Below are 13,215 nucleotides of genomic sequence, written 5' to 3' on the forward strand. Positions count from 1 at the left end.
CCTGGAACCAAGGTCCAGCTAGACGGGTTACAAGCATGTTTAGCGAGGAGTACCGCCATGCACATCCCGAACGGCCGATCCCACGGGAGGCGGACTCACGCCGGTCGCGAGTCGTTCGAGATGGACGCCAAGGCCGACACCGCCGTTTCGGCCGGCGCGCAGCTTGCCATCGGCCTGGCCCTGGCTGGCGGCGCGATCCTGGCCTCGACCCTGCTGGGCCGGCGCCACGAGCGGATGATCGACGACGAGGAATACGCGGTCGGCTACGCCGAGATGCACGAGCCGGTCGCCCATCAGCCCAAGGCCCTGACCAGCCTGATCCTGCCGCCGCTGTTCATCGCCATGACCCTTTCGGGGCTGCGCATCTGGAACGCGCCCTCCAGCCCCACACGCACCCGGGCTCTCACCCTCTGGAGCCTGGTCCAGGGCTTCAACGCCCTCTGGCTGGCCCTCGGCGCCAAGCGCGTCGGGGGGCAGCTTGGCGCCGCCACGGCGTCCCTGGCCGCCTCGGGCGCCTACGCCCTGCAGGCCCGCAAGCTGGTGGCCCCGGCCTCGGGTTTCTCCAGCCCCTATCTGGGCTGGCTGGGCTTCGCCAACGCCCTGACCGAGGAGTTGTGGAAGCGTCCCCGCCGGGTGACCGTCCACTAGAAGAACGCCGTTCAGCGGCCGTTCAGGCGGCCAAGCTTTAGCTGTCCCCGAAACGTGTTTCGGGGAGGCTTTCCATGCGTGGTCTTCGGGTTCTGGGTCTGGCCGTCACGGTCGCCGCGCTGGCGGGCTGCGCCACCATGAGCAAGGAGGCCTGCCTGCAGGGCGACTGGGGCGCCCAGGGCTTCAAGGACGGCGAGGCGGGACGCGCCCAGAGCCGGCTGGACGACCACGCCAAGGCCTGCGCCAAGGTCGGGGTGGTCCCCGAGGCCGGTCCCTATTTCCAGGCCCGCGACCAGGGGCTGAAGCTCTATTGCACCCAGGACCGCGGCTTCGGCGAGGGCCGCGAGGGGAACAGCTACGCCGGGGTCTGCCCGCCGGGCGCCGAGCGCGGCTTCCTGGTCGGCTATGCCGACGGCCAGCTGGTCCACGCCGCCGTCTCGCGGCTGAGCCAGGCGGAGTCGGACCGCGACAGCGCCGACCACCGCGCCGAGAAGCGCGACCGCGAGGCGCGGGGCGTCGAGGACGAGCTGCAGAATCCCAAGCTGAACGACGAGCAGAAGCGCGAGCTGCGCGATCGCCTGAACCGCCTGCGGTCCGAACGCCGCCAGGCCGTCGAGGACGGCCGCCGGGCCGAGTGGGCCGCCCGCGACGCCGAGCGCGAGGTCGACGATCTGCACCACCGCTTCGGGGTGCGGTACGGGAGTTGGTGAGGAGCGGTCAGCGGACGCCCAGCACCCGGTCCAGGCTCCACTTCCCGCCGCCCTTGGCGACCAGGAACAGCAGAATCGCGGCCCACGACAGGTGGGTGCTCCAGGCGTCGGGATAGACGAACACCTCGATCACCAGGGTCATGCCCAGGAAGGCCAGGGCGGAAAGCCGGGTGAACAGGCCCAGCACCAGCAGGATCGAGAACAGGTGCTCGCTGTAGGTCGCCAGGTGCGCGGCGATGTCCGAGGGGATCAGCGGCAGGCGGTATTCGTCGGCGAACAGCGAATAGGTCCCGTCGGTGATGTGCAGGATCCCGTCGACCTTGGTGCGTCCGGACAGGAAGAACACCGAGGCGATGCCCAGGCGCGCGACCAGGGTCAGGACCCCGTCGGGCAGGGCGCGATGGGCCAGGGCGGCCAGGCGGTCGAGCGGGCGGCTCCAGGGGCGCGCGGCGGCGGGGACGAGCATCTGGTCGGTCACGCGGGGTCTCCGGGGTCGAGGCCGACGAACACGCCGTCGGCGATGAGGGCGGCGAAAAGGGCGGGCAGGTCGGCGGCCGGATCGGCTTCGGCGGCGGCGGTGATCGCCTCGCCCAGGGTCGCGTCGGTTTCCGCGGCGGCCAGGAAGGCGTGGCCGGCGCGGTCGAGCAGACGGGCCGTTACGGCTTCGTGCGGGCGGACGATCAGGACGCCCTGCGGGTCTTCCGCCAGCTCCATCTCGCCGGGCTGGGGTTCGCGCGCCGCCAGCCACAGGCCGGGCAGGCCGCTGTCGAACCAGGCGAAGGCCAGGCTGGGATGCAGGCGCGGGCGAGCGGCCGCCAGGGCCTGGGGCTCCAGGGCGAAGGCCTCGGCGGCCAGCGGCCGGCCCTCGGGCGCGAACAGGGCGGTGGTCCACATCCCATCCATCCGGGCCATGGCCGGCAGGTAGGGCAGGTCGTCGGCGGGCGGGAAGCGCGCCAGCCAGTCCGGGAAGCCCGCGCCATAGGCCAGGAGGGCGGCGCTCTTCGGCGGGTTGCCGCGCGCGAACAGGGCGGCGGCCGCGCCGAACCAGTCGTCGCCGACCAGGCTGGCCACGGTCGGGAAGTTGGCGGCCAGGGCGTCGATGCAGCCCTTGGCGATGGTGTTGCGATAGACGGCCAGGCCGGCGGGATCGGTCTCGCCCTCCGGCAGCCAGCCGGCGATCGGCGCGGCCGTGCGCTCGGCGAGGGCGGCGGCGAAGGCGTCCTGGAATGTTCCGAGTTCACCCACGGGCGTCATCCCCGACAGGTTCGGGCCTGGACTGGGGAGAGGCGCATGCGCCTGTCCCCATCAGCGTCCGCTGGAGCAGGCCATGCGCCCGGTCGCGCTCGGCCATCAGCACGTCGAAGGCGGGGATGTTGTCGTCGCGTTCGATCAGGGTGGGGCGCGGGCCGACGCGGTCGATCAGGCGGCGATAGAGGGCCCAGACGGGTTCGGCCACCGGCGCGCCGTGGGTGTCGATCAGCAGGCTCGATCCGCTTCGCGCCTCATTGGCATCGACGCCGTGGCCGGCCAGGTGGATTTCACCGATCGCCTCGGCGGGCAGGGCGTCCAGATAGGTCTCGGCGGCGTAGCCCAGGTTGCTGGCGCTGACGAACACGTTGTTGACGTCGACCAGCAGGCCGCAGCCCGTGCGGCGGGTCAGGGCGACCAGGAAATCGGTCTCGTCCAGTTCATGGCCGGTCAGCGGCAGGTACAGCGACGGGTTCTCGACCAGGATCGTCCGTCCCAGGACGTCCTGCGTGCGGCCGATATTGGCGGCGATGCGGTCGAGGGCGGCGCGGGTGCGGGGGAAGGGCAGGAGGTCGGGCTGGTGGACCCCGCGCCAGGCGCTCCAGGCCAGGTGTTCGGACATCACGAACGGCTCGAACCGGTCGGCCAGGGCCTTCAGGGCCAGGAGGTGGCCGAGGTCGGGATCGGCGTCGGCGGCCAGGGATAGACCCACGCCGTGCAGCGACAGCGGGCGCGTCTCGCGGATCGCCTCCAGCCGGCGCAGGCGCGGCCCGCCGGCGGCCATGTAGTTCTCGGGATGGACCTCGAACCACAGCCCCTCGGCGTCGGCCGCGAGCGCGTCGTCATAGTGCTGCGGTTTCAGGCCGAGGCCGGCGGTGGGGGACATGGTCGCCATTCCGAAAACGAAAATCGGTTGTCATCCCGGAAGCCTCGTAGAGGCTGTCCGGGACCCAGGTGACTGGGCCAAGGCGGTGTGGCCGCCCCTGGGTCCCGGACAGCGCTACGCGCTTCCGGGATGACAACGAGAGAGGAGGCTTACGCCTTCGGCGGGGTCAGAGAGCCCGTGCCGTTCGGGGTCTTGATGGTCACGCAGGTGCCCTTGGCGACCTTCTTCCAGGCGTCGGCCTGGTAGTCGACCTTCGAGGTGCCCGCGCACGAGGTGCCGGCGCCGGCCTTGCAGTCGTTCTGGCCGGCCTTGGCCACGCCGTAGCACTTTTCCATTTCGGTCTTGGCCGGCTTCATGTCGTCGCGGGCCATGGCGGCGCCGGCGCTCAGGGCGAACACGGCGGCGAGGGCGAGGGCGGGAGTGCGTTGCACGGTACGGGTCATGGGGGGACGTTTCCTTCGTCTGTCCGACCGCGCCCAGCGCCGATCGTCGGCCCGTCCTGCGCGGTCATGGGGGAGTTACGGACGGGTGCGGCGAAAGGTTACACCGGTATCCGAACAAAAACGCGGCGGCCAAAACGGGGATGTGAAAATCACCGCATCCGGTTCCCGCGCTCGCCCGCTTTCCGGTTGGGGCGACGCGGTGTAACCATCGGCCCGTCTCGCGCGAACAAGGGGGAGGCGTGACGGAAACCGAGGCCGCCCTGAAGGCGCTGATGCTGCTGGGCCTGGACGGCGACGCCCCGGCCTATCGGCTGTTGCTGTCCCAGTTGGGCGGTAGGCTCCGCGTCTATTTCGAGCGCCGCATGCGCGACGCCCCCGGCGATGTGGAGGACCTGGTGCAGGAGACCCTGATGGCGGTGCATACGCGGCGCGCGACCTACGATCGCGCCCAGCCGTTCACCCCCTGGGCCTTCGCCCTGGCGCGCTACAAGCTGATCGACCACTGGCGGCGGCGGAAGGTGCGGGCGGCCGTGCCGATCGACGACTATGTCGAGGTCCTGGCCGCCTACGCCCCGGAACCCGGCTCGGCGATGGACCTGGACCGCGCCCTGGACACCCTGCCCGAGCGCCAGCGCGAGCTGGTGCGCGCGGTCAAGATCGAGGGGCTGAGCCTGGCCGAGGCCGGCGACCGGACCGGCGTCTCGGAGGGCGCGGCCAAGGTCGCCCTGCACCGGGCGCTCAAGAGCCTGGGAGAAAGGATGCGCGGCCGTGCGGACGGATGATCTGATCGATCAGCTGGCGGCCGACCCGCGCGCCATCCCGGCCGGGGCGGTGCAGCGCCGCTTCCTCGGCCTGGCCGTGGCCGCCGCCCTGGCGGCCCTGGTCATGGTGCTGGCCTGGCTGGGCACGCGCCAGGACCTGGCCCAGGCCATGACCGGCCGGATGTTCTGGATGAAGGCGACCTATACCGGCCTGCTGGGCCTGGCCGGCTTCTGGGCGCTGGAGCGCCTGGCCCGGCCCGAGGGTGTCCCGAAGAAGGCGCTGCTGTTCGGGGCCCTGGTGCTGGCGTTGTTCGTCGGCCTGGGCTTCGGCCAATGGCTGGCGGCCGATTGGGCGCACCGCCGGTCGATGATGATGGGCGGGTCGTGGAAGGTCTGCTTCCGCTACATCCTGACCCTGGCCCTGCCGGGGCTGGCGGCGACCCTGGTCGTGCTGCGCGGCATGGCCCCGACCCGTCCGGCCCTGACCGGCTTCGCGGCGGGCGCCTTCGCCGGCGGCGTGGCGGCCACGGTTTACGGCCTGCACTGCGGCGAGAGCACGATGGTGTTCGTGGGCACCTGGTACACCCTGGGGGTGCTGGGCACGGGCGTGCTGGGCGCGGTGATCGGGAAGTGGGCGCTGAGGTGGTGAAATGAAGAAGGGCCGCACGGCTTTCACCGGTGCGACCCCTCATCCGTCGGCTGGCGTCGACACCTTCTCCCGCGAGGGGAGAAGGGTGCGAAGACCTTAGTCCTTGGCGCGTTCCTGGTACGAACCGTCTTCCGTCAGGATGATCACCTTGGTGCCGGCCGAGATGTACGGCGGGACCATGGTGCGCACGCCGTTGCTGAGCATGGCGGGCTTGTACGACGACGAGGCGGTCTGGCCCTTCACCGACGGTTCGGTGTCGACGATCTCCAGCACCACGGTGCGCGGCAGTTCCAGGGCGATCGGCACGTCGTTGTGGGTCGACAGGGCGACGGTCATGCCTTCCTGCAGATAGGCGCCCAGATCGCCGACCACGTCTTCCGTCGCCACGAGCTGGTCGTAGCTTTCCGGGTTCATGAAGTGATAGCCCTCGCCGTCCTGGTACAGGAAGGTGTGGTTGCGCTGGTCGACGAAGGCGCGCTCGACCTGTTCGGTCGTGCGGTAGCGTTCCGACACCTTCACGCCGTCCGAGATGCGGCGCATGTTCAGCTGGGTGACCGGCGTACCCTTGCCGGGGTGGATGTTTTCGGCGTTGAGGACCACGTAGAGCTTGCCGTCCATATCGACGACGGAACCCTTCCTCAGCGAGCTGGCGGCGACTTTAGTCACGAGTACGTCCTTGATCCCGCGGCGGCCTTAAGCCGCGCGAATTTGCGTTGGATATCGCCCTCCTATAGCGATCCTCGCCAAGTTCGCCACCCCGAGCAGAGCGTTTCCCGTGCCGACAGCCTCTCCTTCGCCCTGGTGGCGGCCCGAAAACCACGCCGACCGGCGACCGTTCCTGCTGGCCCGCAACCGGATCAAGGCCGCTTTCCGCGCCTGGTTCGCCGAGCGCGACTTCCTGGAGGTCGAGACCGCCGCCCTGCAGGTCTCGCCCGGCAACGAGGCGCATCTGCACGCCTTCGAGACCCGGGCCCTGACCTTGGGCGGCGAAAGCGCGCCGCTCTACCTGCACACCTCGCCGGAGTTCTCGTGCAAGAAGCTGCTGGCGGCGGGCGAGCGGCGGATCTTCGATTTCGGCAAGGTCTGGCGCAACCGCGAGCGCGGAGCGCTGCACCATCCGGAGTTCACCATGCTGGAATGGTACCGGGCGGGCGAGCCCTACCAGGCCCTGATGGACGACTGCGCGGCCCTTCTGGCCCTGGCGGCGGAAACGGCGGGAACCCTCGAATTCCGCTTCCGGGGCCATGTCTGCGATCCTTTCGCCCCGCCCGAGCGGGTGACGGTGGCGCAGGCTTTCGCGCGGCATGCGGACGTGGACCTGCTGGCCTCGATCGGGCCCGGCGGCGAGACCGACCGCGACGCGCTCGCCGCCTCGGCCCGCGCGGCCGGAATCCGCGTCGCCGGCGACGACACCTGGGCCGACGTCTTCAGCCGGGTGATCGTCGAGAAGGTCGAGCCGAACCTGGGCGTGGGGCGGGCGACGATCCTCTGCGAATACCCGACCGCCGAGGCGGCCCTGGCCCGGCCCAAGCCCGGCGACCCGCGCGTGGCCGAGCGGTTCGAGCTCTATGCCTGCGGCGTCGAGCTGGCCAACGCCTTCGGCGAGCTGACGGACGCCGGCGAGCAGCGCCGCCGCTTCGAGGCCGAGATGGACGAGAAGGCCCGGGTCTACGGCGAGCGCTATCCGCTGGACGACGACTTCCTGGCGGCGCTGGAGATCATGCCGCCGGCGTCGGGCTCGGCCCTGGGCTTCGACCGCCTGGTGATGCTGGCGGCGGGGGCCAGCCGGGTGGACCAGGTGCTGTGGACGCCGGTGGCGGGGTGACGCCGGTGACATGCCCTTGGGCGTGTCCCCAAACCCTTGCTCGGCGCCGGGGATGCAGCTGGGGACACGCCGCGAGGGCATGTCCCCGTCAGCGGGCCGCATTGCGTCCCCCGCCTAAACCCGCCATACCGCCCGCCTCATGACCGCCGCCCGCACCCTCCGCAGCGCCGCCGCCCTGGCCGAAGCCGGCCTGGTGGCGCCCGAGCGCCTGCCCGCCCTGGAAGCGGTGGCGGCGCGCTACGCGGTGGCGATCACCCCGGTCATGGCCGAGCTGATCGATCCGGCCAACGAGAGCGACCCGATCGCCCGCCAGTTCCTGCCCCAGGCCGCCGAACTGGTCGAGAACCCCGGCGAGGTCGCCGACCCGATCGGCGACGAGACCCACAGCCCGGTCGAGGGGATCGTCCACCGCTATCCCGACCGCGTGCTGCTGAAGCCCACCCACACCTGCGCGGTCTATTGCCGGTTCTGCTTCCGCCGCGAGGTGGTGGGGCCCGACGGCGCCTCGAACCTGACGCCCGAGCAGCTGGACGCCGCCTTCGCCTACATCGCCGGTCGGCCGGAGATCTGGGAGGTGATCGTCACCGGCGGCGACCCGCTGGTGCTGTCGCCGCGCCGCCTGCGCGACCTGTCCGAGCGGCTGGCGGCCATCGACCACGTCAAGGTCGTGCGCTTCCACACCCGCGTGCCGGCGGTCGATCCCGAGGCGGTGACCGACGAGGTGGTCGCGGCCCTGAAGGCCAGCGGCAAGGCGGTCTATGTGGCCCTGCACGCCAACCATGTCCGCGAGCTGACGCCGGCGGCGCGGGCGGCCTGCGCCAGGATCATCGACGCCGGCGTGCCGATGCTGAGCCAGACGGTGCTGCTGAAGGGCGTCAACGACGACCCCGAGGCCCTGGGCGCCCTGATGCGCGGCTTCGTCGAGACCCGCATCCGGCCCTACTACCTGCACCACGGCGACCACGCCCCCGGCACCGCCCACCTGCGCACCAGCGTCGAAGAAGGCCGCGCCCTGATGCGCGCCATCCGCGGCCGGTTCTCGGGGCTGTGCCAGCCGACCTACGTGCTCGACATCCCCGACGGCCACGGCAAGGTGCCGATCGGCCCGGACTATCTGGCGGTCAAAGGCGAGGTCGAGGACCCGAACGGCGGCGCGCACGCCTATCCGCCGAAGGGCTAGGGCGCCTTGCCGTCGGCGGCCGGGGCCTTGTCCTTCTTGGCGTAGTAGCCGCCGCAGATCCTCTGCAGGCCGAAGGCGTCGCGCCCGGTGTTGAAGTGGGTGGGCGTGACCTGGGCGGCCACGACCGGCGCGGTCACGCCGGGCCGCTCGGCCTTGAGCCAGGCCTCGAGCCCCGGCCGCCAGGGCTCCAGCTGCTCGGGCGCGGTCAGTCCCGGGCGCGAGCTGTCGAACAGGTAGTTGATGTCGGTGGACCGGGCGTAGCTGGGCAGGGCGCCCGAACCGACCGCCTGGCTCAGTTCCATCAGGCTGGCGGCGGGATCGTAGCGCCCGATGAACGTCACCTCGCCGGCCTTGACGTCGAACGTCCGGGAGTCGGCGTTGTAGCAGACGCCCCAGTTCATGACCGACATGCTGAGCAGCACGTAGCTGCCGGGCTTGGCCTTGGCCAGGTAGTAGGCGCGGGGCTGGTTCTTGCCGCCCACGCGGCCCAGATTGACCCATCCGCCGAGTGGGTTGGCGAGGGAGGCGTGCTCCTGGGGCGAGAACCGCGCGATGTTCAGCTGGTAGCCGCCGTTGGCGGCCGCCATGGGACCGCCGGGCTCGATCTCCAGCGCGACCAGGCCGTAGTCGGACGCCGGGTCCAGCTTCGGCTGGCCGGCGTGGGCCGCCCCACCCGCCAGCGCGGTCGCCAGCGTGGCCGCCAGCATCGTTCCGTGTCGCATGATGTCCGCTCCCCCGAGCACAGCCTTTGCGCGAGTAGTCTGGGCGGTCGGGCGCGGAAGCGCAAGGCGGCTTTCGCCCAACGAAAAAGGCCTCCCGGGTCTCCCCGGAAGGCCTCATCGTTTTGCTGGGGACACGCCCAAGGGCATGTCCCCGATCGTGGACCTATTCCGCCGCGGCCTTCTTCGCCGCCGCGCCGAACTTGGCGTTCAGCTCGCCGGACGAATAGCGCTTGGCCATGGTCGCGGTCGACAGCGCCTTGATCTTGTCGGCGTGGCCGGCCGAGCCGAACTGCACGAAGCGGTCCTGGCAGACCTGGCGCATGGCTTCCTTGGCGGGCTTGAGATAGGCGCGTGGGTCGAACTCGTGCGGCTTCTCGGTCAGGATCTTGCGGATCGCGCCGGTGATGGCCAGGCGGTTGTCGGTGTCGACATTGACCTTGCGCACGCCGTGCTTGATGCCGCGCTGGATCTCTTCCACCGGCACGCCCCAGGTCTGGGGAATGGCGCCGCCGTACTGGTTGATGATGTCCTGCAGCTCCTGCGGAACCGACGAGGAGCCGTGCATCACCAAGTGGGTGTTGGGCAGGCGCTGGTGGATCTCCTCGATCACGTTCATGGCCAGGACGTCGCCGTCCGGCTTGCGCGTGAACTTGTAGGCCCCGTGGCTGGTGCCCATGGCGATGGCCAGGGCGTCGACGCCCGTGCGCTCGACGAACTCGACCGCCTGGTCGGGATCGGTCAGCAGCTCGTCGTGGCTCAGCACGCCCTCGAAGCCGTGGCCGTCCTCGGCCTCGCCCATGCCGCTTTCCAGCGAGCCCAGCACGCCCAGCTCGCCCTCGACCGAGACGCCGCAGCTATGGGCCATCTCGACCACCTTGCGGGTGACCTCGACGTTGTATTCGTAGGTGGCGGGGGTCTTGGCGTCCTCCATCAGCGAGCCGTCCATCATCACCGAGGTGAAGCCGTACTGGATCGCCGTGGCGCAGGTCGCCGGGCCGTTGCCGTGGTCCTGGTGCATGCACACCGGGATGTTGGGATAGATCTCGGCCAGGGCGTCGATCATCCGGGCCAGCATGATGTCGTTGGCGTAGCTGCGCGCGCCGCGCGACGCCTGGATGATGACCGGGGAGTTCACGGCTTCCGCCGCCTCCATGATCGCCAGGCCCTGTTCCATGTTGTTGATGTTGAAGGCCGGCAGCGCATAGTCATGCTCCGCCGCATGATCCAGCAACTGTCTTAGCGTGATCCTCGCCACGTGGTGTTCTCCTGCAAGCGTGAGTGAATTGGGTCGTTTCTTGTTGTTGGGGCCCGGCGCTGAAGCGCTCTTTGCCCAAGTTTTCCGGACCTCCGTGGTGTCCGTATTTTCGGTTCGGCGCGCCCTCCTGAGACGCGCCGAAGGGTCGTTTCTCCCTAGATCTCCAGAGCGGCGACGCCCGGAAGCGTCTTGCCTTCCATCCATTCCAAGAACGCGCCGCCGGCCGTCGAGACGAAGGTGAAATCGCCCGACACGCCCGCGTGGTTCAGGGCCGCCACGGTATCACCGCCGCCGGCGACCGCCACGATCTTACCCCCTTTGGCGAGTTTCGCGGCGTGTTTTGCCGCCGAAACCGTCGCTTCGTCGAACGGAGGCACCTCGAAAACGCCCAAAGGGCCGTTCCAGATCAGCGTATTGCTCGATTCCATGGCTTCGATAAGACGCTGGGCGCTCTTGGGGCCGGCGTCCAGGATCAGGTCGTCGGGCTGGACCTCGGACAGCTCGCGGGTCTCGGCGTCGACGCCGGGCGCGACCTTCTTGGCCACCACCACGTCGATCGGCAGCAGCAGCTCGCAGCCGCTCTTCTCGGCCGTGGCCATGATCTGGCGCGCGGTGTCGGCCAGGTCCTTCTCGCAGAGCGATCCGCCGACGTCGTGGCCCTGGGCGTACAGGAAGGTATTGGCCATGCCGCCGCCGATGGCCAGGCGGTCCAGCTTGGCGACCAGGTTGTTGAGCAGGTCGAGCTTCGTCGAGACCTTGGAGCCGCCGACGATGCCCAGCACGGGCTTCCTCGGATTGCCCAGGGCCGAATCCAGCGCTTCCAGCTCGCGCTGCATGGCCAGGCCCGGATAGGCCGGCAGGATCTTGGCCAGGCCCTCGGTCGAGGCGTGGGCGCGGTGGGCGGCGCTGAAGGCGTCGTCGACATAGAGGTCGCCGTTGGCGGCCAGGGCCTTGGCGAAGTCGGGGTCGTTCTTCTCCTCGCCGGCGTGGAAGCGGACGTTCTCCAGCAGGGCCACGCCGCCGTTCTCCAGGCCGTTCACCACCTTGGCGGCTTCGGGACCGACGCAGTCCGACGCGAAGGCGACTTCCTGCTCCAGCAGCTTGCCCAGCGGCTCGGCCACGAAGGCCAGGCTCATCTCCGGCACAACCTTGCCCTTGGGGCGGTCGAAGTGGGCCAGCAGGATCACCTTGGCGCCCTTCGTCGACAGGTAGTGGATGGTGGGAAGGGCCGCGCGCAGGCGGGTGTCGTCGGTGATCTTCCCGCCGTCGACGGGCACGTTGAAGTCCACCCGGACCAGGGCGCGCTTGCCGGCGAGATCGGCGGTGTCGAGGGTGCGGAAGGGCATGACGGGATCACTCACATGGGATTGCAGGCGTAGGACATGCTGGAAGCCAGGTAGGCGACCAGCACGAACGCCAGAAAAGGGATGGCGGCGAACGCCAGATGAATCGGCCGGCTGCGGACGGACAGCGCGTAAAGCGACCAGAGCACGACCCAGGCCACGGCGAGGCCCAGCGCGGCCCAGCGGGAGGGGGCGGCTTCCGGCGCCCAGGCCAAGGGTATGAACCTCGGATTGGGGCCGAGGCTGGCTCGTCCCAGCCAGTAGCAGACCGGAGCGACCAGGCCGCCCCCCAGGATGCTCGTCACGGTCAGCAGGACGACGGCGACCCAGGGGCGGGCCCTGGTGAAGATCGTCTGGCTGGCGGCGGCGCTGGGCATCGTGGTCCTTGGCTGAGGCCGGCGTGCGCCGGTCAAAGGAAACCCCCGCGCCTCGGAGAGGGCGGGGGCTTGGAAGGCTGACCTAGAGGAACTTCGCCATCTCGAGAGCGGTGTCGCTCATGCGGGTCGCGAAGCCCCATTCGTTGTCGTACCAGCTGAGCACGCGGACCAGCTTGCCCTCGATGACCTGGGTCTGGGGCAGGGCGGCCGTCGAGCTGGCGGCGATGTGATTCATGTCGTGCGAGACCAGCGGGTCCTTGGTGGTGAACAGCACGCCGTTCATCGGGCCGTCGGCGGCGGCCTGCAGGGCGGCGTTGACCTCGTCGACCGTGGTGTCGCGCGACGGCACGACCTTCAGGTCGATAACCGAGACGTTCGGGGTCGGGACGCGGATCGAGCTGCCGTCCAGCTTGCCCTTCAGGGCCGGCAGCACCAGGCCCAGGGCCTTGGCGGCGCCGGTCGAGGTGGGGATCATGCTCAGGGCCGCGGCGCGGGCGCGGTAGAGGTCCTTGTGCATGGTGTCCAGCGTGGGCTGGTCGCCGGTGTAGCTGTGGATCGTGGTCATGTAGCCACGCTCGATGCCGGTCAGGTCCTGCAGCACCTTGGCCACCGGGGCCAGGGCGTTGGTGGTGCACGAGCCGTTCGAGACGATGATGTCGTCGGCGGTCAGGGTCTCATGGTTGACCTTGTAGACGATGGTCTTGTCGGCGCCGTCGGCCGGGGCCGAGACCAGCACGCGCTTGGCGCCGGCTTCCAGGTGCAGGGCGGCCTTGTCGCGGGCGGTGAAGATGCCCGTGCACTCGAACGCGATGTCGACGTTCAGTTCCTTGTGCGGCAGGTCCTTCGGGTCGCGGATGGCCGTGACCTTGATCTTGCCCAGGCCGACGTCGATCCAGTCCTCGCCCGAGGTGACGACGCCCGGGAAGCGGCCGTGGACGCTGTCGTAGCGCAGCAGGTGGGCGTTGGTCTCGACCGGGCCCAGATCGTTGATGGCGACGACCTCGATGTCGCGGCGCGCATGTTCGGCGATGGAACGCAGGACGAGACGTCCGATCCGGCCGAAGCCGTTGATGGCGACGCGAATGGCCATGAGGTCTTTCTCCTAACGAGCGTTCGGCCGAGGCGACCGACGTTACCTTGATTTTGCAGCGCGTTTTGCGGGGCGGGG

16 protein-coding genes are annotated in these 13,215 nt (G+C 70.0%); 6 read left to right on the forward strand and 10 right to left on the reverse strand.

Annotated features, from left to right (window positions below; all coding sequences use genetic code 11):
- Window positions 1-57 precede the first annotated feature (57 nt).
- Both BR39_RS0101040 and BR39_RS0101045 read left to right on the forward strand, forming a co-directional pair.
- A complete protein-coding gene (locus BR39_RS0101040; RefSeq protein ID WP_029907176.1) occupies window positions 58-648 on the forward strand; it encodes a TspO/MBR family protein in 591 nt (196 codons plus the stop codon).
- Between the two features lie 74 nt (window positions 649-722).
- Window positions 723-1,358 (forward strand): DUF2799 domain-containing protein, encoded by a 636-nt coding sequence (locus tag BR39_RS0101045; protein WP_029907177.1) that lies wholly within the window; start codon window positions 723-725, stop codon window positions 1,356-1,358.
- 7 nt (window positions 1,359-1,365) lie between these two features.
- Here BR39_RS0101045 and BR39_RS0101050 read toward each other — a convergent pair whose 3' ends face one another.
- The 4 genes from BR39_RS0101050 to BR39_RS0101065 all read right to left on the reverse strand — a co-directional run bounded on the left by BR39_RS0101050 (window position 1,366) and on the right by BR39_RS0101065 (window position 3,935).
- Entirely contained in the window at window positions 1,366-1,836 is a 471-nt protein-coding gene (locus tag BR39_RS0101050; RefSeq protein ID WP_156035535.1) for a DoxX family protein, read from the reverse strand.
- The gene (locus tag BR39_RS0101055) at window positions 1,833-2,612 is read right to left on the reverse strand and encodes a DNA-binding domain-containing protein (RefSeq protein WP_029907179.1); all 780 of its coding nucleotides are present in this window, start codon (window positions 2,610-2,612) and stop codon (window positions 1,833-1,835) included. The genes BR39_RS0101050 and BR39_RS0101055 overlap by 4 nt, the downstream gene beginning before the upstream one ends.
- A complete protein-coding gene (locus BR39_RS0101060; protein ID WP_051695058.1) occupies window positions 2,596-3,492 on the reverse strand; it encodes a DUF692 domain-containing protein in 897 nt (298 codons plus the stop codon). Before BR39_RS0101060 ends, BR39_RS0101055 begins: the two co-directional genes overlap by 17 nt.
- Before the next feature lie 149 nt (window positions 3,493-3,641).
- Window positions 3,642-3,935, reverse strand: coding sequence for a DUF2282 domain-containing protein (locus BR39_RS0101065; RefSeq protein ID WP_029907181.1), 294 nt, complete (start codon window positions 3,933-3,935; stop codon window positions 3,642-3,644).
- A gap of 239 nt (window positions 3,936-4,174) precedes the next feature.
- Here BR39_RS0101065 and BR39_RS0101070 point away from each other — a divergent pair, with 239 nt between their 5' ends.
- Together BR39_RS0101070 and BR39_RS0101075 are read left to right on the forward strand one after the other, a co-directional pair.
- On the forward strand, window positions 4,175-4,717 hold the full coding sequence (locus BR39_RS0101070; RefSeq protein WP_029907182.1) for a sigma-70 family RNA polymerase sigma factor: 543 nt from the start codon (window positions 4,175-4,177) through the stop codon (window positions 4,715-4,717).
- The gene (locus BR39_RS0101075) at window positions 4,704-5,345 is read left to right on the forward strand and encodes an NrsF family protein (RefSeq protein ID WP_029907183.1); all 642 of its coding nucleotides are present in this window, start codon (window positions 4,704-4,706) and stop codon (window positions 5,343-5,345) included. The genes BR39_RS0101070 and BR39_RS0101075 overlap by 14 nt, the downstream gene beginning before the upstream one ends.
- A gap of 96 nt (window positions 5,346-5,441) precedes the next feature.
- On the opposite strand, the gene efp is transcribed toward BR39_RS0101075, so the two are convergent.
- Window positions 5,442-6,011: an elongation factor P gene (gene efp, locus BR39_RS0101080; RefSeq protein WP_029907184.1), complete on the reverse strand. Its 570-nt coding sequence runs from the start codon at window positions 6,009-6,011 to the stop codon at window positions 5,442-5,444.
- 109 nt (window positions 6,012-6,120) lie between these two features.
- On the opposite strand from efp, the gene epmA reads away from it, so the two are divergent.
- Together epmA and BR39_RS0101090 are read left to right on the forward strand one after the other, a co-directional pair.
- Window positions 6,121-7,170: an EF-P lysine aminoacylase EpmA gene (epmA, locus tag BR39_RS0101085; RefSeq protein WP_029907185.1), complete on the forward strand. Its 1,050-nt coding sequence runs from the start codon at window positions 6,121-6,123 to the stop codon at window positions 7,168-7,170.
- Between the two features lie 139 nt (window positions 7,171-7,309).
- Window positions 7,310-8,350, forward strand: coding sequence for a lysine-2,3-aminomutase-like protein (locus BR39_RS0101090; RefSeq protein WP_029907186.1), 1,041 nt, complete (start codon window positions 7,310-7,312; stop codon window positions 8,348-8,350).
- Here the strand turns inward: BR39_RS0101090 and BR39_RS0101095 are convergent.
- The 5 genes from BR39_RS0101095 to gap all read right to left on the reverse strand — a co-directional run bounded on the left by BR39_RS0101095 (window position 8,347) and on the right by gap (window position 13,137).
- Window positions 8,347-9,072, reverse strand: coding sequence for a hypothetical protein (locus BR39_RS0101095; RefSeq protein WP_156035536.1), 726 nt, complete (start codon window positions 9,070-9,072; stop codon window positions 8,347-8,349). The two genes, BR39_RS0101090 and BR39_RS0101095, sit on opposite strands and share 4 nt — an antisense overlap.
- A gap of 163 nt (window positions 9,073-9,235) precedes the next feature.
- Window positions 9,236-10,327 carry a class II fructose-bisphosphate aldolase gene (gene fba / locus BR39_RS0101100; protein ID WP_029907188.1) on the reverse strand — a complete coding sequence of 364 codons (1,092 nt, stop codon included), beginning with the start codon at window positions 10,325-10,327 and terminating at the stop codon, window positions 9,236-9,238.
- Between the two features lie 155 nt (window positions 10,328-10,482).
- Window positions 10,483-11,673, reverse strand: a complete 1,191-nt coding sequence (pgk, locus tag BR39_RS0101105) for a phosphoglycerate kinase (RefSeq protein ID WP_029907189.1) — start codon at window positions 11,671-11,673, stop codon at window positions 10,483-10,485.
- Between the two features lie 11 nt (window positions 11,674-11,684).
- Window positions 11,685-12,047 (reverse strand): hypothetical protein, encoded by a 363-nt coding sequence (locus BR39_RS0101110; protein ID WP_029907190.1) that lies wholly within the window; start codon window positions 12,045-12,047, stop codon window positions 11,685-11,687.
- Window positions 12,048-12,129: 82 nt separating this feature from the next.
- Window positions 12,130-13,137 (reverse strand): type I glyceraldehyde-3-phosphate dehydrogenase, encoded by a 1,008-nt coding sequence (gene gap, locus BR39_RS0101115; protein WP_029907191.1) that lies wholly within the window; start codon window positions 13,135-13,137, stop codon window positions 12,130-12,132.
- Window positions 13,138-13,215: the final 78 nt, after the last annotated feature.

It is taken from the genome of Caulobacter sp. UNC358MFTsu5.1 (assembly GCF_000712075.1).
Lineage (GTDB): Bacteria > Pseudomonadota > Alphaproteobacteria > Caulobacterales > Caulobacteraceae > Caulobacter.